Raw genomic sequence first — 22,989 nt, forward strand, 5'->3', positions numbered from 1 at the left:
CTGTCGCCATTGATTGTAAGCACAGTGCAATGATGAAGCAGTCTGTCTAAAATAGCAGTGGCAGCAGTTGAATCACCAAGTATCAGTCCCCAGTCACTGACAGGTCTGTTGCTGGTTACAACAGTACTTTTTGATTCATATCTTCTGCTTACCAGCTGAAACAAAAGATGTGAGCCATTTGCGCTGAATGGACAGTAGCCCAGTTCATCAATGATGAGAACTTTAACTTTGGCTAGTTTCTGCATTTTTTGTTCAAGCTTTACCGTTTCACTGTCTTCGGTAAGTTCTTTAATAAGAGCTTCTGCAGTTTTAAACAGTACTGAGTATCCTTGCTTTACAGCATGCAGACCGAACCCAATGGCAAGATGTGTGGACGTAATGTGATTTAGTAGGCCAGCTTTAACCAAATTACTTTACCATCGTTAACCTAATGGTTTACACCTCTAACTTAATTATCAGGCCATTTATAATTTTTTCAGACAGATTTGCTGACCAGGATTAATCTAATCAGCAGACCATTGTTAACTATTTCACTTCGCACAAAACCATATGAGATTACAGTAATTATCGAAGTTGATGAAAACTCTGATATGATTACACATTCTTTTCACCAGATAAAAATAAGCTCCCAGAAAATCATCAGATATTCCCTAACAAGAAGAGATGCCCCCTGTTCTCAATTCCTCAAAGCCTTTAAAAATTTGAATTCATCTCCAAAACATTAAAAAATTCCGCTCCGGTAAATTCCAAAATTAAAAAATATGATTCAAGGCATAATATTTATCAGAAATAATAGATAGTATTATTGTTATACAGATAATTCTTATTCACCATATTTAGTATTTTATACGGAGTTCTATATGATCGGAAAAGGTTTAAGTGAAAAAAGCTCTGCCATTCTGGCAGAAGCCATGAACAATCTTGCCAATTCCATGATGGTATTGGCAAGAAGCCTCCATGAACTGAGTTCAGATGAAGAAAATACTTCATCTGAACTCAATCCGGCAGATGATATTTTAACCGGCAGCGCACAGAACCAGCATGAGATTTCTGATTCCCCTTTCATGACCGGTTCACCTCTGGGATCCATCATGTCTGCAGGACTGCAGACAGATATCTTCAAATCAGAAGACAGTACCGGGTCAGCAGATTATCCTTCAGCAGACAATACTGAAAATTCAGGAACCTTTAATGCCATACCATCGATTACACCTTCTACATCTGAATACAATGATGACACGGTTCTGGGAAATGCTCTAAAACTGTTCTGCTCATCTAACGAAATAACCATAAACCGCATAGAAAACATATCCAGGGAATCATCCATATGGTTTGTTCTTGCGGAAATGATCGGGAAGAATTTCATGGAACTTCAGCCTATCATTATGGGCCTGAAATCCACTCAGGGTAAGAAAACAAACTGTATCGTCAATATCTCCAAATATCCTAAACCGGTACAGGCCGTCTGTATAAAATTTGCTAAGACACTATACGATAATGCCCTGCTCACCGAATACAGAATTTCAAATTATCCGTTTCAGGCCATAGTTGCCCGTATTCAGAATGACGGAACTATCATCAATTTCGTTACAGGACACTGGATGGAAATATTTGTTTACGCCACTGTTCGCGAAATTCTGAACTATTACAGAAATCAGTGCGGTATAGACATGGAACTGTACAGTAATATCAGCATCATGCTGCCTACAAATGAGTATTTCGAACTTGATATTCTGTGTTTTGTCGGCAACACGCCATTATGGATAGAATGCAAAAGCGGAGAATATCAGAGCCGTATTGTAAAATACAAGAAATTCGCCAGCCGGTATAACATTGAACCTCGTAACTCTTTCACTGTTATCGCCGGTATCACCAACGAACAGTCTGACAACATCTCCGGAATTCATAAATACAATGTTCTGACACTCAAAAATTTCAGAGAAAAAATCGCTCAGGCGGTAATGGACATCTGCATGTCGCACACATCCGGCACAGAATCAGAAGCAGTGTCTCAGACTCAGTCTGAAGAGAAATATGCTAGCGCAAATAAATCTTCTGAAGAAACCTCTGTTATACAGAACACAGCTCTTTCTGAACAGAAGGACAGTTCAGTTACATCCTCAGACAGCACCGCACTATCTACAGATGATACCGGAAATACTGACGGTGCACGCACATCTGGAAACAGAAGCAACAGAAGCATCTATAACAGAATGATGTCTGTGATAACAGCCATCAGACCTGCTTCCGGTACTGGCATCAGGAAATCAGAGACAGTAAGCGCAAATGAATTCTCAGAGGATGATTATCCTTTTGTTAATGATGAGATTGCAGAATTATTCAGATCACAGAACATTCGGGCAATACCTAACACCACGTCATTCAATGACTCGCTTTTAGACAGCCTTGCTCATTTTCCGGCAAGAAACTACAAACCGGCAACCAAAATTTTCAAGGCTGTTATCAAGGGAATCAATAAATCAAACCATGATATACATTTGCGTACAGCTAATGAATCCGCACTGGATATCGGTGTCATGGTACAGATGTGTCAGTTCATGAAAGACAAAATGAATGTCATTGAAGACTTCTGCTATAACAGAAATACCAGAATCATCAGTTTCACCATTCTGCCAAACAGTAATTTCAACAGATTTCTTACTGAAAATCTGTGGATCGAACATGAAATCGGTTATCAACTGACCAGAATACTGTCACACAGTATGAATCATGATTTCGGCATTAGCCGAAATCTCGGCATGCACAAAGGGAACATCAGAGTAACTCCTGACTTTCTGATAAGGAAGGGACATAACTGTACCGCCATATCTGTTCTGAAATCTGCAGATGAAAAAGACAAACTGATTGAAGAACTTGAACTTACGGGAAAATGGTTATCAATTCCTAAGGAACGATTAATTTTGGTTCACTACAACATTCCAGATATCAGTTCAGGGAAATCCGGTATTACTGTTCTTAATCTTGCTGATTTCAGTTCAGGCATCAACAGTATTATTGCCTTACCGGGAGCAAATACAGGTAACGACGCACCGATACAGATTATACATTCTGCTGATCTGGCGTTCACTCCTGAAAAGCTTCTGTCAGCCATGAAGGATTATGACATATCATTAACCGGCACGGATGAATGCATCACTGCACTTGATGGCGCTTCCAGCGAACTGTTAAAGAACCATAAGGCATTTTCTCAGGTTCTGAACAAACTGCAGAGTGCGGCAATGAATAATCAGAAAAGTATTGTATGCAGAGTAAACAGCTTCGACGGAGTACTGAAATCTTCACTGAACAACATGTGCAACTCATTTGTAAATGCAGGCATTTTTTCTTCTCATGAATATCACAAATCAACAGAAGATCCGTTCTTTTCCATAAAAATCGGTAACGCTCAGCAGCTGACTGACTTTTTATCAGGAGGATGGATTGACAATCTAATCAGTTCACGAGGTCTGAAATTCATTGTCAGCAGTCTCAGAGAATATACCGGAACAGCTCCAATTGATGTCAGCTGTGCCAGAACCATTCGCCTGAAAACACGCAATGGAGCAGACATTAAAACATCATTTCTGGTAAAACATGCACACGGCTGGTCGGTAATTGTCTCCTGTCATGAAAATGAATACGAAAAGACTGTTAACGATTTACTGGATCTGTGCGATGTACTGAATATCGATGATTCGCAGGCAACAATTGTTCTGAAAGAAGAAAAATCAGCTTTATCCAATATCGGAGATCCGAATCGTAAACTTACAGTATGCACCTATGCTGAATATCTGCAGAATCTTCAGGCAATATTCCCTTGTGAGCTGCTTATATGTTCTGAAGCGGAGGTATCACCTGCGAAGGATAGCACTGCTGACGGGGAAAAGCAGACGAAAGACGTTAATGATATTCAGGACTCTCAGCACACTGATTATCAGACATCTTCAGTCGCTCAGGATGATGGTGACAACAGCGGTATTAAGGAACCAAATGATTCAGCAAGCTCCCCTTCTGATACTCCTCAGTCCATGAATATGAACACGAATAGTGAGACTTCAGGTTCCGCTGATAAAAGCACTTCAGGTTCCGCTGATGAAAGCACTTCAGCTTCCAGAACAGAAAAATCATCAGAAAGTGAAATGAATGATTTCATCAACAACCACCTCATGGATAAGGATGAATGCTTCGCACTTCTGGATGACGATGTCTTCTCAGTGATAAATACTCAGAGATATACAAAAGAAACATTACAGAGAGACAAACTTTCACTTGAAATCATGCGGGATTACTGCAATGACAAAAAGTACGCGACATTATTCAATGCTCTGATGGATGCGGCTTCAAAAGAAAATACAAGTTTTGTGCTGGATATGAATCTTGATCATGAAACCCGTGAAAGTTATCTTAAAATTATGAAGTCACTGGAAAATCTTCAGCTGATATCCAAAGTCGACGCTTCCGAACAGGAATATGAAGCTGTCATAACAATTCAGAGACCCAGAGCACTGCGAGACTTTATAACAGAAGGATGGTTCCACAACCTTGGCGGACGCCTGATTCAGGACAGACTTTTCAGATTCTCAAACGATTATCAGGAGATATTCTATGTATTTGCCAGAAGTACGGAACTTATTTACGAAAACTTCCGTATTACTTTTGACCTAATCCTGAGATGCAATATGGGACTCATGATCTTTGACTTTGCTACAGTAAATCCTGAAAACTACGCCAATGAACTCGGCATGTACCGTGAGTATATAGGGCTAGATGAAAGCAATGTGGTCCTGGTATGCCTTAATGAATACGAAGATCTGCACTTCAGACTTGCCAACAAGTACAGAATTACGGTCATCGGATTCAGTATGCTGAATGATTTTCTCGACTACTGCATAGATCCAGAAATTATGGATGCCGTACCGGAGGATGACCTGTACTCTGCTGACGAAAACTCTTTTGATGAAGAAGAACAGGTTCTAAACAAGTACGGATACTGTCCGGGAATTTTTGACTATATGAAAGATTAACTTATGGTAAGGTGGTGAAGCTCTTCTTGTCAGCCGTTACGCTGTAAGATCTTTGATGGCACTGTAAACGGTGATCCTCGATGAAAGACCAATAGAATTCGCGGCGAACCATTGACCTGAGGTAACCAATCCCCGTATAACAGAGTGGCCAATGCCGTGCTTACACTGAGGAAAATGTCTTGCCTAAATTACTGCTTGACAAGAGTCGTTTCATAACAGATCTTATAAGTGACCAGAGTATGGAACTGTTTCCTCCTAAATCTCTTAAGTAACTGACGAATAGGATAATCGGCAATTATGCCGGTTGTCCTTCAGTGGTAACATATTAAGGTTAAGCGTGGTAAAGTAAAAAAGTTAACAATGGACTGTTAATTAGATTAATCGTGGTAAACAAATCTGCCTGAAAAAATTATAAATGGCCTGATAATTAAGTTAGAGGGGGTAAACTATTAGGTTAACGATGGTAAAGTATTTTGGTTAAAGCTGGCCTACTAAATCACATTACGTCCAGCTACCTATACGGCAGTTAACTGTGCCGAGGCCATGTGGCAATGCCATCAGCATTTCTAAGCTACCTATACGGCAGTTAACATGCTCTATAAATAAAAAAAGAGATAACTCAATTTCTAAGCTACCTATACGGCAGTTAACAGAACAGCAGAAAGTACACCGCCTAATGATGCCTTTCTAAGCTACCTATACGGCAGTTAACTGCTTATGCAGTATGCAGCCAAGATGAAATACTTTCTAAGCTACCTATACGGCAGTTAACATCATCAATAATCTGTGCTTATAAGTCTTTACTTTCTAAGCTACCTATACGGCAGTTAACATGCCACCGCGGGCGGGATTTATTATTTAAAATTTCTAAGCTACCTATACGGCAGTTAACGCTGCCACAACCACAGATGCGGCAACGGATAATTTCTAAGCTACCTATACGGCAGTTAACAGAAAGTTACGACCGTGTAGGACAGCAGTACCTTTCTAAGCTACCTATACGGCAGTTAACACTCTAATCAGAGATCCAGAGATTACTAAACATTTCTAAGCTACCTATACGGCAGTTAACAGGTGTCTCTGCGGCGGGTTCGTAGCCTTTAATTTCTAAGCTACCTATACGGCAGTTAACCTATCACTTATCCGTGGCACTTCTGAGAATGTTTTCTAAGCTACCTATACGGCAGTTAACATATACAACTGGGCCTTTTGGCATCTTCTTATTTTCTAAGCTACCTATACGGCAGTTAACGTCAATTTGTGTCAACTGTAATGACGGCAAATTTTCTAAGCTACCTATACGGCAGTTAACAGCATTTGCATTGGCTGATTTGACCACGGTTCTTTCTAAGCTACCTATACGGCAGTTAACTAGATAGCGTGACTCGTACATACGAGATTGATTTTCTAAGCTACCTATACGGCAGTTAACACGCTAAGTAACCTTAAGCACCAGTGGTAGTTTTTCTAAGCTACCTATACGGCAGTTAACCTGCCGTTGGTTATGATACCGGTGTTCTTAATTTTCTAAGCTACCTATACGGCAGTTAACTTTCACAAGTGCCCAGGCACGTTCGTTTTCTTTTTCTAAGCTACCTATACGGCAGTTAACTATCCTGAACTTATTTTAAGAGAGACCGGATTTTTCTAAGCTACCTATACGGCAGTTAACACACCATTTTTTCATCAGTAGCTGAAAAAGATTTTCTAAGCTACCTATACGGCAGTTAACATTACGTACAGAAACAGCGTGATAAATCCAGATTTCTAAGCTACCTATACGGCAGTTAACTTTCTGTCCGTTCGCATCGGTAAATGTTTCGTTTTTCTAAGCTACCTATACGGCAGTTAACTTCCACAGTTTCCACAGGGTCCGCAACCTGGGTTTCTAAGCTACCTATACGGCAGTTAACTTTTCTCCGGTGAAAAATGCCATATGTATGATTTTCTAAGCTACCTATACGGCAGTTAACCTTCCAAAAAACACCGTGGAAGAAATCGTAGATTTCTAAGCTACCTATACGGCAGTTAACGCCCTCCGCGGCTATGATGTCGAATATATGGATTTCTAAGCTACCTATACGGCAGTTAACTTATACGCCGGCGGCAGTTCCTGGATACGGTCTTTCTAAGCTACCTATACGGCAGTTAACGCGGAAAAAAATACAAGACGATTTCAGTAGCATTTCTAAGCTACCTATACGGCAGTTAACAACTGACATTCACCCGTCAATCATTCGGAAACTTTCTAAGCTACCTATACGGCAGTTAACGTTGTTCGACATCATCAACATTTTCTGCAGATTTTCTAAGCTACCTATACGGCAGTTAACGCATGAGTACAGGAAGTACAGGTGTTATAACATTTCTAAGCTACCTATACGGCAGTTAACTCTACATACTTGTCGACACGTTCGGCAAGTTTTTTCTAAGCTACCTATACGGCAGTTAACAGTTCTTGTTTACGACAGTAAGAGGTCTGATATTTTCTAAGCTACCTATACGGCAGTTAACTGAAAAAAGCGACCACAATCGAATCGATTAACTTTCTAAGCTACCTATACGGCAGTTAACTTTTGTCGCTGTATTGCCTGATTGGTCATCATTTTCTAAGCTACCTATACGGCAGTTAACCGTCGTCTCTGCGTACTGCCGGCGGTGTTGGATTTCTAAGCTACCTATACGGCAGTTAACCGTGGCGTTTAAAGCATGGCGCGGGAGATGTTTTTCTAAGCTACCTATACGGCAGTTAACCCCCGCCGTGATAAATCCAGTCCACCACATACTTTCTAAGCTACCTATACGGCAGTTAACGGCAGTACGCAGAGACGATGAAAGACGTGGAATTTCTAAGCTACCTATACGGCAGTTAACTACACCAAGGCTATTGCTGTTCACGCTGTCTCTTTCTAAGCTACCTATACGGCAGTTAACGCGTACAGACTGACATAACAGGCATGAGTACATTTCTAAGCTACCTATACGGCAGTTAACGATTTATCACGGCGGGGATCAGGTTGCAATATTTTCTAAGCTACCTATACGGCAGTTAACAGTGGTTTTTACCAACATAATTGGTAAATAAATTTCTAAGCTACCTATACGGCAGTTAACTTTTGCTTTTTTCTTGCTGTTTGAGCTCCTTTTTTCTAAGCTACCTATACGGCAGTTAACTTATTTTTGCTGAAGAAGAATAAGACGGAGCTTTTCTAAGCTACCTATACGGCAGTTAACAAAAAATGGCACACGTTAGGCACTATCACCGATTTCTAAGCTACCTATACGGCAGTTAACTCAAAGCTAGTGAGAGGGTACGCCCACTTACATTTCTAAGCTACCTATACGGCAGTTAACTCGATAAGTATTCCGCTGTTTCAGGTCTGTTATTTCTAAGCTACCTATACGGCAGTTAACTCGTACACGTGCCCAGGCACGTTCGTTTTCTTTTTCTAAGCTACCTATACGGCAGTTAACCTGCGGGTGTAGGAACAGGTATTACCGGTAAATTTCTAAGCTACCTATACGGCAGTTAACTGATACAGTGATGCCCATTCTTTGGAGCCAACTTTCTAAGCTACCTATACGGCAGTTAACTTACGTTTTCAAAAGATACGATGAGGGTTTAAATTTCTAAGCTACCTATACGGCAGTTAACAAGCGTAGATATCGTATTTGCTGGATTCTTCATTTCTAAGCTACCTATACGGCAGTTAACAGGATCAGCTTGACCGTCCTGATGAAGAAGCATTTCTAAGCTACCTATACGGCAGTTAACTCGTACACGTGCCCAGGCTCGTTCGTTCTCCTTTTCTAAGCTACCTATACGGCAGTTAACTTCCTAAGAAACTTGTATCCAAACTTGTAAAATTTCTAAGCTACCTATACGGCAGTTAACGGCTCTTTTCATACAGTGCACTTTTGAAAGCCTTTCTAAGCTACCTATACGGCAGTTAACGTAGTGTTTTACGTGTGCCATTTTTTCTCCTTTTTCTAAGCTACCTATACGGCAGTTAACGCTAACTGCCGAAGTTCGCTTCGTTGAATGCTTTTCTAAGCTACCTATACGGCAGTTAACGCTCAATTGTTGTCTGGGAAAACGAATACTTCTTTCTAAGCTACCTATACGGCAGTTAACAGGTGGGTAATGCTGTAGTTGATTTTGTCCTGTTTCTAAGCTACCTATACGGCAGTTAACAATTGCGTAGAAATCGTCGAGAATGCGAAGCATTTCTAAGCTACCTATACGGCAGTTAACATATGTTCACGAAAAAGATGTCACTTTAAACATTTCTAAGCTACCTATACGGCAGTTAACAAGGTTGGCCGTGAAGTTAGGGATAAGGTTCTTTTCTAAGCTACCTATACGGCAGTTAACGGTTGCTATTTTGAACAAGACCGCCACCATTATTTCTAAGCTACCTATACGGCAGTTAACAATGAATTGGATTTCCGATATCATTGATTCTATTATACTATATGAATAAATTTAGAAAAAAATAAAAAATAATATTAAATTTCGTATGCAATGATATTTCAGAGCATACGAAACAATATAAAAATTAATATCAAACTAAAAAAGAAAAGGGCCCCATATTGTATAAGGACCCACAAACTAGAAATTAAAATTTAGGTAAAGCACCACTAGATATCAATCCATAACTATTAAAAACAGGAGGAATATATTCCATATTTTCAATCTGATCTATGTATAACCTAAAATGTTCTCCACTAGTTGAGCTACTTAAATTAACATAAGGTAGGGATAGATTCTTACTTTGCAAATCTTTATAACGAATTCTTACAAAATTCAAATCTTCGTTATGTCGCTTTGCATATCGTCGAATCAATTTCTCCTTATTAAACTTACACTGAACCCGACGATACTGAACAAATTCATTTACAAATTCGGGGACTAGAGCAACACTTCCATAGAGAACATAATCTTCTAAATTCTTAAATTGCTTCACCTGTGGAATTTTCTTTAAAACTTCTTCACTAAACGAAAACAGTCTTAACTTATTGCCTAATCTAGCCTCTTCTTTGTCGTAATCTAAAAATGCTACCCCTATATTCGACATTCCTGTTAACTTTACACTCAAAGCACATGTCACATGAATGGCATACATAAATTTGCTTAAAAGAAAATTACATGGAATATCGTGATCATATTTTAATAATACGTCTAAATAGTACAATCGTTCCATTATTCTTTTTCACCTTGACCAAACACACCTCCACGAATTAACACTCCTATCACGAAGTGGAGCTGTGTTTCATCTAACTGTTCACCTAATGCAAATTTATCAAACAATGTGTAGAAATCTTCTTTATCCTTAGGGTGTCTAAAAGCCTTACCTAAAGTTGTTACAGCGCCATAAGGCTCCAAGGCAATTGGCCCGACACCTTCAAGCTTGTCTGAAAATAAAGTATACCAAGTATCTATGGTTCGAATTGCATTTCCAATTTTTTGAGAATGTAGAGCAGCTACTCCGTTTACAGAATATAAAATTTTACTCTTTTTTACCCTTGCCTTGTCCATAACAAGTTCTTCACTAGGATATACTTCCTGACCATTTTCAATTTTGGCATAAGCAGTTACTTTTAAGGTCAAAGAAGTTTTGCCTAACAATGTCTGATTGATCAGCTTTGCCAATTCATCCAACTTTGGATCAGAATATTCAAAATTTGACAAAGGATAATTTTTACCATCAAAAATAAACTGTTTTTCATTTTCCAATGTATTACCTATTGTACGAACTTCGACATGAATAGCATCTGCACCGACCCTGTTTCTCCACAAATAACGTCCACTGGCAAGATTGTATGCATAGCGCTTAGATAACACATTAAATTCATATCTTTCTTTATACTTGCTAACAGCTAACTGCAAATTGTTTTTAAACTCAGAATTATTACAAGCTGATGGAACACCAACATTTCCAAGAAATTTAACAGTAAATTCCAATTTAACAGTATCGCAATCCTGAGGCAAAGAACAACAATCCACTGTCTGAGGATTGGAATTTTTAATATCATTATTTAACTTTAACGGATCTTTTGCTACAGCTGAAGTAAGCCTGTTTGAAATAGTTCCTCTTACTGATTTTTCAAGCAATCTTAATGGAACTGAAACATCCTTATTTTCCCACATGGTTCCATACAATAAACCATCTGAAGGACTGATTTTTCTTTCGAAAGCCAATACTGAAGGAATGTTTGATTTAGCCATTCTTAATCTCCTAACCCCAAAAATAAAATACTATATAAAAAAATCCTCATCCAATTCATCATCCATCAGTGATGAATTATCAAACTGTTCATAAACATAATAATTATCTTTTTCAATATAATTACTACGCCATAACAACTCACGTATTTCTTTAAATTTATGTAACATTCGAAACTCACCCAATGTCACCATACTTTCCACAAAGCGATGAGGAGTACAGTCGTCTCTTTGATTCAATGCGTGAGGAACGATAGATGTTACCCCCATATATCCAGTACAAATTGGAACTAACCAACCTTTATGATTTTTGGTTCCTGCTGAATCTTTTTCAAAATTTATAACCAAAGAATCTAATAAAGAATCAAGTGCATCATTCTGATTATCAAGGGAATTTTTAACTAAATCCTTTCTTTCAATCAGTGCGTACCCGGGCATTAACAAACCAACTATTTTTTGTCTAAAAACTTTTGGTTCATTCGCATGAAAAATTAATCTTGGTCTATCAAACGAAATTACATCTCCAGAAGAAATCCTCATGCTATCATGTAGCGTGCTAATAATCAGTTCAATGAATCCATTCCCTAGATCCGATGATTCATTAACATCTCCCTCAAACTCAATAATCAAACTAATATCCATCTGACATTTAATTTCTGCAATAAACGGTGGCCTTGTATATTTTTGTGGATTTTTTTTATCTTTTACCAATGGATTTCCAGTTAAAACGATTGAGGAATCATAACCACTTCTGCTCTCTCTCAAATTAAATTTATGAGAAACCACTCCAAAATTTTTAAAAGCAATTGAAGGAAAGCCACAACTACAAATTTTTCTCTGTAAACAATGAACTGCACCACCAATAGAAGTTAAAGAAGGAAAACCTACTGTATAAGGACTTGACCAGGCATTTGCATTATTGATGATTATATGTGGTAAAATTAATAAACTAGTGTTCACAACCAGAATTCCTCACGATTTGAAATTACTTCTTTTATAAAATTTATTTCACTATTACCTAATATAACTTTCCTTTTATCATACAATCTGTAATAAGTTCTTCTGATCCAATCAACTATAGAATTACTGATTTGTTCCTTTAACATATCTGTCATTAACGATTGTCTTTGAAGCTCATTTGGATTTAGCCAAACCTGCTGGAACTTAGGTAGATTTTCTCTACAGAGATTTGCACTACTTCGAACTAAAAACAAATTCTGGACAACAAAATCAATAATATTGTTTATCGCTTTATCCCTGTATCTAAATAACAGATTATTAGGTACTGTTTCTTTATCTGACGACAGATATTTATGAAAATATGTAAATAAAGAGCGATATTGGTTATAGTCCATGCACTCATCAAAAAAATCTTTTTTTGGAAGTCTGATATTTAATTCATCTATATCCAAAGGAGGAATAGAGCTCAATAACAAAGCCTTACCGCCATTAGCATTATTAAGAAAACTTATGTTCTGAGGTTTGGCGCCACCATACTTCACCACTCGAATACCGTATATATCTCTGTAGTTGTTTCTTTTATTTTCCCTAAATTCATTTTTTTCGTTGCGAATTGCTGCTATTCTGTTTTTCAATTCAAAAACTAGGCATGAAGGAGTAACAACAGACAACAAGTGGTATTGATTCTCGCCTATATGAAAATAAACTTGCTTGATTCTTGATGAAGTTACCTGACTGTCTGATTGCTCAAACATCAAGGAAAAATCATCCATTAATTTAATTGCATCATCCTTAGATCTTCCATCCATTTGAAGCAATTCATAAGCTTCTGGTGTTCTATCTCTGAGATTTTCCAAAATTGTGAAACCATTTGATAGTTTCAACATAAGAAATTTCCAAATTTTTGCATCTCCAGCATTACCAGATAAATCTAAAGGTCTGGATACTTTTACATTGCCGGATCTAACATAACCATCTTCTGTTCGTCTACCTTGAAAAACAATATGTGATAACACTTTTTTGTCTGAAGCAGTAAAAGGTTGTGGATGTGAAAAAGAATACGGATGAGTAGCACAATTAATAGCTTTGGCTTTTTTGGCTGCATCATCTATAAACGTTTTTGACAATTCATTTTCGTTTATAAAATCTAAAACTTCTTTACTAATCATTTCAATCTTCTTTAAATTCGTCTTCTTGCGAATAAACCCCAAAATTATCACTGTATATCCAATTATTTTTATAAATAGGTAAATGAACTTCACCAAAATAATCAGCTACATCATCAAAACTTTTATCAAACTGCTCAGAATACTCTTCTACGCAACTCTTATAATTTCTATTCAACCATAATCTATCAGTATATTTATAATCTTGTATATTTTTAATAGTATATGTTTTTGAAAAATTATTCCAATTATTTTGGCTATCTTTTTCAAAAAAATGAGCTTCGTCAAAATTCTTATCTTCAAATCTATAGACGATGGTGTATATAGGATTTGATTGTCTAAACTTATTCAATGTCTGAGGTATTGAAGTTAAATCGGCATAACTGTTACCGTACCCCAAAAAACCATAAATTTTTGTATTATTTTTAATTTTATTTCCTAATGCTATTAATTCCTGTGAAGATAATTTATTCTTATTATTTTTATAATCTGTAGTAATACGGTCAACTGCAGTTATTCCAAATTTATTATTATTTGACAATCCATGTAAATACTCTGACAAATCATGTTTTTCCCATGGTTTATCACTATCTTCCTCGTATCCAGGTTTTATAAAATAACATTCATTCTTAGCATCTTTGTTAATAAAAGCCTTATAATTGAACTGCATTATAGAGACGTTAGGATTGGTTATAGGAATATTTCTATGTCTGTTTACTCTACCTGACATCTGAATAATTGAACGCCATGAACTAGGCTCAATTACAGCCCAATCGTAATCATGATCTCTTCCTACTTCAGCAACAGGTGTCGCTACGACAACAAACAGTATTTTAGATGCCTTACTTTTGTTTATTATCTTTCTTACAAATACATCTTCTAAAATCTTGGGTTTTTTAACATTTTCATTTTTTCGTTTTAACAGAGTATCCAAATATTTTTCCTGATAATGTCTCATTAACAATACCTGTCTGCTGTGATAAACCATCACCCTTATTTCTGTATCTAAAGGTAATTCCGCCTCACATAAATATTTGGCAACTTTTACACAAGGATCTATATTGGCCATTCTTATTACCCCGAACGACACCTCCTTATATGTTTCAGGATCCTCTACATGATTAAAATCATGTAACTCTAACGAAGCATCTAAAATGTACTTAAAATAAGCTTTTGACAAATCTCCTTCATCAATATCATCAAATGGAGATTTAAACACCTGTCCCATTCTAAAAAAAGACTTATTATCTGTTAGATTTTTAATTCTTTTATTGATAAAAATCTTATGCATCTCAGAAAATTTTGGTGTTTTATCTTTCTCAAATATTTCCATTTGCGTATTAAATTCATCAACCCACATGCACATTATTTTTCTAGAACATTTATTCAACTTTTCATAAACCATTAATCCTTTATAGTAGGCATTAAAAAAAGCTACTACTACCTCATAAGGAATTGTGGCTGAAGACAGAATAACTTTTTTTCCGAATGTACCAGCTAAATATACAAGGCGACCAACTGCAAAAAGATCATTAGTTGAAAAATCATCAACTTCATCTATTACCAAATTTGAAGTCATTAGCCTCATAAAAGGTGGAATATATTTACCTCCTTTTACACATTCCGTTGCTGGCATAAGCTGATCTATGGTACAAACTAGAACAGGTGCACATAACAGTTGTAATTGTTTTTCATCACCAGTTATAGTTGAAAACAAATCATGCTGTAGGATTCCATTAAAATCTACGTATTCATCAAACAAAGAAGAAGATGAATCACTAAAATCCATCTCATCCTCATTAGGTCTATCATGTTGATGTAAATATTTAATCGCTGACGAACCTACAATAACAGCTACTTCCTCATCCGACATGCCTAATTTATTTCTGTATTCGTCACCGGTCTGTAATGTAAGAGTTCTTAGTCCCAAAGCCAGCGTAAAACGCAATTTATCGTTTTTTCCAATACCTAATGCAATTTTTGCATTTGCTATAGTCTTTCCACAGCCAGTACTTGCCATATTTAGAATAAAACCGCCTTTTATATCCTGGTTTTCATTTTCTCGATTAAATTTCTTTAACTTGTCGACAGCCTGATTCTGCCATATAAATCTCGGTAAACTTACCCTTCTTGTTAATTCCTTCACATTTTCAGCATAAGGCATATTTGACTCCAAATAAGGAAGAAAATATGCTATTTTAACGGCGGTATCACACACTCCACATAGGTGTTCATCAAGCTTTTGTTTCAATTCACGAGTAGTTTTAAAGGTATTTGCAAAAAGATTTGATTTAGATCTCCAGGATAAATCATTATCCTTGGAAGAGTAATTATGATCACCCAACATCAGGCTCAATCTGGCATATTTCAAAACAGCTCGCAAATCATGTCCTGAATAATGAGCAAAAAGAAGACGGCTGTCAGCTAATCTTGAGCTCCATTTTTTTAAATGGTTAAACCATACCACTGAAAAATCATCTATCCATTCTGGGAAATTAAAACACTGATCTAATTCTTCTATATCATTCTTACAACTAGATTGTCTTTTATATGCATTCCCGACAGTAATAATTGAGAATAACCCATAAAGATCATTTAAAAAATTATCAGGGATATCGCCCTCACTATATTTTTTCCCTTCATTAGTTACAGGAGAAGGTAACCTATGATGACTAAGTATCAGCCACAAAACACATAAAAGAAGAGAATCTGTTGATCCTTTGCTAACTTTAAATGGCCTAAATCTATCATCCCACTCATTATAAGTACGACAATAATTTATAATGTCTTTATAACAAGGTACATTACCAACAGATAGTTCTTTCAGCCAATCTTTTCCTTTATCACAAAAAAAACCATATATTCCCCATAAAAGCATCGCTGATACCAATTCATGTCTAAAAGGATCAGTAGTATTTGAACAACACTTTAATTTGTTTTGAAAATATAAAGATGATTTACCCAAATCATGAAAAAGAGCAGAAACAGCAACTAAAGACTGAAGCATAGGCATATAATCCCAACCGACTGACTCGTAATTGCTAAGTATACTTTTTTCTGTATAGTTTACCGGTACAATTCCATCCAAAATATCAAATTTATTTTTATTCCCTACGATCCAAAGAAGCTGGCTAACACTTCTTGAACGAATCCAATGACATGAAACGGCTGTATTCTTTGTTGCTGTTTTTCCCAACAATACTTTTACCATCTTTAAACCATCTTGCGTTATTACGGTTCGCCAAGTTGATTTTCCAATACGCAATGCAAATGCATCCAACACTCGCTCTGTTGTTTTAATAGCACCCTTTTCAGATTCAGATACAAAAACCACCATCATATGACATAATCCTCAAATCAAAGAAGATGTTACATTTAAACAGTCATTCAAATTTTTTATTATCCATACAGATTTGCTGTACAGTATCAAACATAAAATCCATAACTTTAGTTTCATTGAAAACCATAATCATCTGATGCCTAAAATCAGAATCACTATAACCTTCTCTTGCACAAATAAAAGCCCACGGCAATACAACAGCGTCCTTAATTAAATCCGCCACGTCAAATACCAATGCACCTCTTCTAGTTTTTCCATGCATTAACGCAAAGGCATGAGGAATACCCAATACCCAAAGTACAGTTGCTGCCAACCCATATGCGAGATAATTACCATGATCTAAAAAATCGTTAGCCAGATCAGTGGAATCTCCCTCGCGGGAACGAATAAAATCTCTCTGCAACAACATATGCGCTGCAATACGATAAAGATTCTTAGTAAATCGAGCCTCTATAGTTAATAAATCATTGACGTTTTTTGCAAACTGAGTCTGCACATAATAATCATTAAGTATCCCTAAATCCTCAGAAGAAAGCTTTATGCCGTTACTAGAAAGTTCTCTATCAGTAGTCCAGATTTTTTCTATAAATCTGATTCGTGCCTTCTGCAATTGAATTGCGGCTTGTAAACGATAATCATCTATATACCAGAATGACAACCACTGCTGAACAAATTGAGGCGGTCTATATTCACTTTGAGGCGTTATGAATTCAATACTGTTGCCGTCAAATAAAGGTGTTCCACCTCCTCCACAAAATCCAAACAATACCCCAGCCTGTGCTAACATTCTGGCTGCTGCCTGAGTTATTGATGTACCTTCAGCTAATAAAATTACAGTGGTATTACAGATCGGAATATTAAAGAATTGTTCTAATTTATCTTTTTCAGTCAAATAAAGTACACGACCATTTTTCTGCATTATTCTGCAGTGACTTAAGTAAAAAATGTTAGCTCTTTTAGAGTGCAGAATGGTTTTCATCTCTGATGGTTTAAAATCATCCATCTTTAAAATTCCTATTAATAACAATACATTTAATATATTATTTTATTGTCATATTATTTATACAAGAGATTTTTTTTATAACCTGACTCTATATCAATAATTAAAACTTTTTCTACTATACTTATCAAAAAATATTATTTATCGACAAACAAAAAGCCACCATATTTTTAGTATTAATTCCGTTATTGATCACAATGATTGATAATGGAGTTTCTATTACAAAGATTACTTATGACCAATTACTACAAATTGTTGAAGACTGTAAGAAGATTGGACTTACTGCAACCGAAAGAAAATGGTACATATCAAAGAAACATCTATACAGAGTTTAAAAAAATAGAGGAATAATTATTTATTTCCACATAAAGGGAAAAATAATTCCCCTGTAAAATTAAAATTGGATGTTGTGCTTGCTTATGAAAATGGTGAAGGATCATTCTCGGTTCTGATCATTAAATATGGAATTTCTAACTAAGCTGTTTTAAAAATTTGGTATCATATTTATCAGTCAAAGGGATAAGAAAGTCTGAAAAACATGAAGAAATCTGGCTGACAAAAAAATGAAGTCATGGATAACAAAATAGAGAAAATCTAGACTTTCTGTTAAGTTCGATAAAGAAGATTATACAAAGAAAGAAATAAAGGCATTAAAAGAAGAACTTTTAATACTTCGTTGCCATGAATAATCCTCAAAAAATTTGATACCTTACTCCAAAACTATCTAAAAAAGAAAACAGCAAATAAAAGCAAAATTAGTACTTGAGCTAAGGCAAAAATATCCATTCAAAATGCTTTTAGAAAAATCCGAGATGAGTATGGTTCATATCTTTATCAATTTCATAAAGCTCCTTCTAAAAGCCTTGACGCTGTCAATAGTAAACAGATTCTTGCTATCAGAAGGTTTCATTCTGACATCAAGGGACGACGTATAATGTATGCGTTATGCAACCAGGACATACATGGATGGTAATATCATAATATTCGCTATTGCAACTGGCTTAAAAAGCCCAATCTTGTCAAAAGCAAGCCCCGAAAAGCTACTACACATGACAACATTATGATTGAGATATTCTTTGGCAGAATGAAAGTTTAAATGTTTATGGGGAAAAAACATTTAAGAAATTAAGTGACTTAGGGAAAGCAATTAAGGATTCTATAAACTTGTATAACTAAGACTGAGTAAGTAAAAAGTTAAAAGGCCTGTCTCCAATCAATTTTAGGAAACAAGCCTTAAATTCTGTTAGTATTATCTAGAAATTTAAGTGATCAATTTCTGGAGCCATACTAAACTCTATATCAGACTGATTAGTCTTCTTTCTTTTCCTGTTCCGGTTCGGCAGCAGGTTCGGTTGCTTCAACTGAAACAACGTTCTTCATGCTGTCAGCACCGGCAGCAATAGCGCCGTCAAATTCAGGTTCAGGATCTGCCTGAGCAACACTGTCAACCTGAGCTGCAATATCAACTACGGTTACAGGCTTGCTTTCTTCAGCAGGAGCTGCTTCTTCAACAGCTGGTGCGGCAGCGGCAGCTTCTTCAACTACAGGAGCGGCTTCAGCAACATCGGCGGCAGGAGCAACAGGAGCTTCAGCAGCTGGAGCTTCTTCCTTCTTTTCTTCTGCTACAGGAGGTTCGAGAAGTGCCTTGATTGAAAGCTTGATACGGTTCTGACGGTCGATTTCAAGAACCTTAACGTCAACCATATCACCTTCCTTGAGGTAGTCACTTACATTTTCAACACGGTCATAAGAGATGTGAGAAATGTGTACAAGACCATCCTTGCCAGGAAGAATGTTTACAAAAGCACCGAAGTCGGTGATCTTTGATACCTTACCGTGGTATACCTTGCCGATTTCAACTTCAGCAACGATTGCTTCAATCTTTTCAACAGCCTGACGTGCCTTGGTGCCGTCGGTAGATGAAATCTTAACGATACCTTCATCGCTGATATCGATGGTGGTGCCGGTTTCTTCAGTAATTGCTCTGATTACCGCACCGCCCTTACCGATTACATCCTTGATCTTGTTAGGATTGATCTTCATGGTGGTTACGCGTGGAGCGAATTCTGAAACGTCAGCACGTGGAGCACTGATTGCCTTGTTCATTACGGAAAGGATGTGCATACGGGCTTCATGAGCCTGCTTCAGTGCGATCTGCATGATTTCCTTGGTGATACCGTTGATCTTGATATCCATCTGGAGAGCGGTAACACCTTCAGTGGTACCTGCTACCTTGAAGTCCATATCGCCGAGGTGGTCTTCATCACCGAGAATATCGGTGAGAACCTGGAACTTGTCGCCTTCCTTCACAAGACCCATTGCAATACCTGCAACGGCAGCCTTACAAGGAACACCAGCATCGAACAGGGCAAGTGATGAACCGCATACGGAAGCCATTGAGCTTGAACCGTTTGATTCAGTGATTTCTGATACTACACGGATAGTGTATGGGAATTCTTCCTTTGAAGGGAGAACTGCGCTTACGCCTCTCTTAGCCAGACGGCCGTGACCGATTTCACGACGCTTTGGAGAACCGATTCTGCCGATTTCACCTACAGAATATGGAGGGAAGTTGTAGTGAAGCATGAATCTGTCAACTCTTTCACCGCAGAGTTCATCGATAATCTGTGCATCTCTTTCAGAAGCGAGAGTACAGGTTACCATAGCCTGGGTTTCACCACGGGTGAACAGAGCTGAACCGTGTACGCGAGGAAGTAAACCGGTACCGATAGTTAAAGGACGTACCATCTTGGTGTTACGGCCGTCGATACGAGGTTCGCCGTTTAATACGCGGGTTCTTACGATGTTCTTTTCGAGAGAGTGGAAATATTCACAGGCACGGAGTTCATTTAATTCAGTACCGTTTGCTTCGGCATCAGCCTTGAGAGCAGCGAGAACGTCATTCTTGATGGCGGCAACGGTGTTCTGTCTTTCAAGCTTGTCGGTAATGCGGTAAGCGTCACCTAAACGGGCTGAAGCGAGTTCAGCGATCTTGTCCTTGAGGGCCACGTCAACTTCAGGAGCCTTCCAGTCCCAAGGAGTCTTGTTAACTTCTGCAGCAAATTCCTTGATGCTGCTGATTACGGTCTGCATCTGTTCGTGACCGTACATTACTGCACCGAGCATGGTTTCTTCAGGAAGAATGTCTGCTTCTGATTCTACCATGAGCACTGCAGGTTCAGTACCGGCTACAACGAGGTCCAGCTTGCTTTCAGGCATTTCTGAACGTAACGGATTCAGAACATATGAACCGTTGATGTAACCTACGCGGGCTGCACCGATAGGACCGTTGAACGGAATACCTGATACGGCAAGTGCGGCACTGGTACCGATGATTGAAATGATGTCTGTAGGGATTTCAGGATTTGCTGAAACCACGGTTACGATTACCTGAACGTCATTGGTAAAACCTTCAGGGAATAACGGACGGATTGGACGGTCAATTAAACGGGCAATAAGGGTTTCACCTTCTGAAGGACGACCTTCACGCTTGAAATAACCGCCTGGAATTCTACCGGCGGCGTAGGCTCTTTCCTGATAGTCCACGGTTAACGGGAAGAAGTCACGATCTTCACCTACCGCATCCTTGACACCTACTACGGTTACGAATACTGAAGTATCATCCATACTTGCCATAACGGCTGCGTCAGCCTGACGACCCATGGCACCTGTTTCTAAAGTAACGGTATGCTTACCGTACTTGAATTGCTTTACTATAGGTTTCACTCTTTATTACCTTTTTCTATCACAAATTAACTCACAATTGTTCGCACAATAGTATAAACGTTGCGATAGACTCTATCAACATAAAACAATTAGTTGGGACGATAAGTTTGTGAATTGTCTAAAATAATTGCACATGGCAGATGACAATAACGTGAAGACCGTCGCGTACGGTCCTGAAAAAACATTCCGGAAAAATCCCGCTGAAACAAAAAAAAGCCTGAATCTGAATTCAGGCTTTCGCTCTTTCGAACTGTCCCCGGACAGCATGTCGCCCGGGGTAAAACGACCGTACTAGCGACGGAGGTTAAGCTTAGCACGAAGTTCGTTGTAACGTTCTTCGCTCTTACGCTTTAAATAGTCGAGAAGCTTACGTCTTTCAGCAACCATGCGAAGAAGACCACGACGACCGTGGAAGTCCTTCTTATGGATTGAGAAGTGTTCCTGGAGGTGGTTGATCTGAGCGGTTAATAAAGCGATCTGAACTTCTGGTGAGCCAGTATCATCCTTTGAACGTGCATATTCAGCAACAATCTGCTTCTTAGCTTCAGTACTTAGTGACATTATATAATCTCCGATAGATTTTCAAATTCGCCCAAAGCCGATCACTAACTCAGCCTGGGTACCAAAAAGTGAGCGAATTTTGACATATATTTGCAAAATATGCAAGTGATTTAGACATTCGGCACCGATAAATTTTTCGGAAAGAGCCGAATCAGTAAAGTCTGCCCTTGGACATACCCCTGGTATTCTTGAGTCCGCCAAGTTCCATGCCGATTAGCGAGGTTATGGCATGAGCGTGACAGATGGCTCCGGCAAGGGCGTCCGCGGCATCAGCCATGGGACACCTGTTAAGCTTGAGAATGCTCACGACCATGGCCTGAACCTGTTCCTTCTGAGCGTTACCGTAACCTACTACGGACTGCTTGATCTGACGGGCACTGTATTCATATACGGGAATATTGCAGTTTACGGCAGCCACGATGGCGGCACCTCTGGCCTGCCCCAGCTTCAGGGCACTTGCGGCATTCTTTGACAGGAACACTTCTTCTATCGCGAAGTAGTCCGGATGAAACTGGGTAATAATCTCACGCACTCCGTCATATATCTGACCGAGCTTTGGAGGAAGACGATCTCCGGAAGTCCTGATACAGCCGGAACCAAGATATTTGATTTTCTGTCCCACGCTTTCTACTATACCGTACCCCGTAACTCTTGAACCGGGATCTATTCCCAATATGATAGCCAATTCATTCCCCAGATATCTGTTTACACAGCAATGATTTAAAAATAACTATACTAATTATACATGATTTAATTCAAAGAATCCCTGCCGGTTTTCCGAATGCGGAATTAATGAACAGAAGACAGTTTAATGTAATTCAGGATAAAAAAAATGAATTAAAATTTTAAATTTCAAAAAAAGCGAAAAATAAATCAAAATCTGTCTGATGTCTTAATGATGAAATCGAAATGGTGGGTCCTCAGGGACTCGAACCCTGGACCAATTGATTAAGAGTCAACTGCTCTACCAACTGAGCTAAGGACCC

General features: G+C 38.1%; 11 protein-coding genes, 1 tRNA gene and 1 CRISPR repeat array. Of the genes, 1 reads left to right on the forward strand and 11 read right to left on the reverse strand.

The window, feature by feature from the left end:
• The coding region (locus T489_RS0112655) for an ATP-binding protein (protein ID WP_232218331.1) at positions 1 to 407 on the reverse strand (407 nt) is incomplete at its 3' end.
• A 453-nt stretch (positions 408 to 860) separates the two neighbouring features.
• Between T489_RS0112655 and T489_RS0112660 the strand changes: the two genes are divergently transcribed.
• Complete coding sequence (locus tag T489_RS0112660) at positions 861 to 5,024, forward strand: hypothetical protein (protein WP_031580367.1); 4,164 nt, start codon at positions 861 to 863, stop codon at positions 5,022 to 5,024.
• Between the two features lie 503 nt (positions 5,025 to 5,527).
• Positions 5,528 to 9,459: a CRISPR direct-repeat array (repeat unit 28 nt; unit sequence TTTCTAAGCTACCTATACGGCAGTTAAC).
• A 184-nt stretch (positions 9,460 to 9,643) separates the two neighbouring features.
• On the opposite strand, the gene cas6f is transcribed toward T489_RS0112660, so the two are convergent.
• The 10 genes from cas6f to T489_RS0112715 all read right to left on the reverse strand — a co-directional run bounded on the left by cas6f (position 9,644) and on the right by T489_RS0112715 (position 22,989).
• Positions 9,644 to 10,228 carry a type I-F CRISPR-associated endoribonuclease Cas6/Csy4 gene (cas6f, locus tag T489_RS0112665; protein WP_031580368.1) on the reverse strand — a complete coding sequence of 195 codons (585 nt, stop codon included), beginning with the start codon at positions 10,226 to 10,228 and terminating at the stop codon, positions 9,644 to 9,646.
• Positions 10,228 to 11,253, reverse strand: coding sequence for a type I-F CRISPR-associated protein Csy3 (gene csy3 / locus T489_RS0112670; protein ID WP_031580369.1), 1,026 nt, complete (start codon positions 11,251 to 11,253; stop codon positions 10,228 to 10,230). Before csy3 ends, cas6f begins: the two co-directional genes overlap by 1 nt.
• Before the next feature lie 30 nt (positions 11,254 to 11,283).
• Positions 11,284 to 12,210, reverse strand: coding sequence for a type I-F CRISPR-associated protein Csy2 (locus T489_RS0112675; protein ID WP_031580370.1), 927 nt, complete (start codon positions 12,208 to 12,210; stop codon positions 11,284 to 11,286).
• Positions 12,207 to 13,379 (reverse strand): type I-F CRISPR-associated protein Csy1, encoded by a 1,173-nt coding sequence (locus T489_RS0112680; protein ID WP_031580371.1) that lies wholly within the window; start codon positions 13,377 to 13,379, stop codon positions 12,207 to 12,209. The genes T489_RS0112675 and T489_RS0112680 overlap by 4 nt, the downstream gene beginning before the upstream one ends.
• A 1-nt stretch (position 13,380) precedes the next feature.
• On the reverse strand, positions 13,381 to 16,716 hold the full coding sequence (cas3f, locus tag T489_RS0112685; protein WP_031580372.1) for a type I-F CRISPR-associated helicase Cas3f: 3,336 nt from the start codon (positions 16,714 to 16,716) through the stop codon (positions 13,381 to 13,383).
• 43 nt (positions 16,717 to 16,759) lie between these two features.
• The gene (cas1f, locus tag T489_RS0112690; protein ID WP_031580373.1) at positions 16,760 to 17,719 is read right to left on the reverse strand and encodes a type I-F CRISPR-associated endonuclease Cas1f; all 960 of its coding nucleotides are present in this window, start codon (positions 17,717 to 17,719) and stop codon (positions 16,760 to 16,762) included.
• A 1,305-nt stretch (positions 17,720 to 19,024) separates the two neighbouring features.
• Positions 19,025 to 21,442 (reverse strand): polyribonucleotide nucleotidyltransferase, encoded by a 2,418-nt coding sequence (pnp, locus tag T489_RS0112695; protein ID WP_084155534.1) that lies wholly within the window; start codon positions 21,440 to 21,442, stop codon positions 19,025 to 19,027.
• A gap of 291 nt (positions 21,443 to 21,733) precedes the next feature.
• On the reverse strand, positions 21,734 to 22,003 hold the full coding sequence (gene rpsO, locus T489_RS0112705) for a 30S ribosomal protein S15 (RefSeq protein WP_031580375.1): 270 nt from the start codon (positions 22,001 to 22,003) through the stop codon (positions 21,734 to 21,736).
• 151 nt (positions 22,004 to 22,154) lie between these two features.
• The gene (gene ruvC, locus T489_RS0112710) at positions 22,155 to 22,688 is read right to left on the reverse strand and encodes a crossover junction endodeoxyribonuclease RuvC (RefSeq protein ID WP_031580378.1); all 534 of its coding nucleotides are present in this window, start codon (positions 22,686 to 22,688) and stop codon (positions 22,155 to 22,157) included.
• A 225-nt stretch (positions 22,689 to 22,913) separates the two neighbouring features.
• Positions 22,914 to 22,989, reverse strand: a tRNA-Lys gene (locus tag T489_RS0112715).

Origin of the sequence: Ruminobacter sp. RM87 (assembly GCF_000701925.1) — a bacterium.
GTDB classification, from domain to species: domain Bacteria; phylum Pseudomonadota; class Gammaproteobacteria; order Enterobacterales; family Succinivibrionaceae; genus Ruminobacter; species Ruminobacter amylophilus.

Coding starts and splice junctions, on each gene's coding strand:
- T489_RS0112660 (WP_031580367.1), top strand. CDS start 861: ATGATCGGAAAAGGTTTAAGTGAAAAAAGCTCTGCCATTCTGGCAGAA.
- cas6f (WP_031580368.1), bottom strand. CDS start 10,228: ATGGAACGATTGTACTATTTAGACGTATTATTAAAATATGATCACGAT.
- csy3 (WP_031580369.1), bottom strand. CDS start 11,253: ATGGCTAAATCAAACATTCCTTCAGTATTGGCTTTCGAAAGAAAAATC.
- T489_RS0112680 (WP_031580371.1), bottom strand. CDS start 13,379: ATGATTAGTAAAGAAGTTTTAGATTTTATAAACGAAAATGAATTGTCA.
- cas3f (WP_031580372.1), bottom strand. CDS start 16,716: ATGATGGTGGTTTTTGTATCTGAATCTGAAAAGGGTGCTATTAAAACA.
- cas1f (WP_031580373.1), bottom strand. CDS start 17,719: ATGGATGATTTTAAACCATCAGAGATGAAAACCATTCTGCACTCTAAA.
- rpsO (WP_031580375.1), bottom strand. CDS start 22,003: ATGTCACTAAGTACTGAAGCTAAGAAGCAGATTGTTGCTGAATATGCA.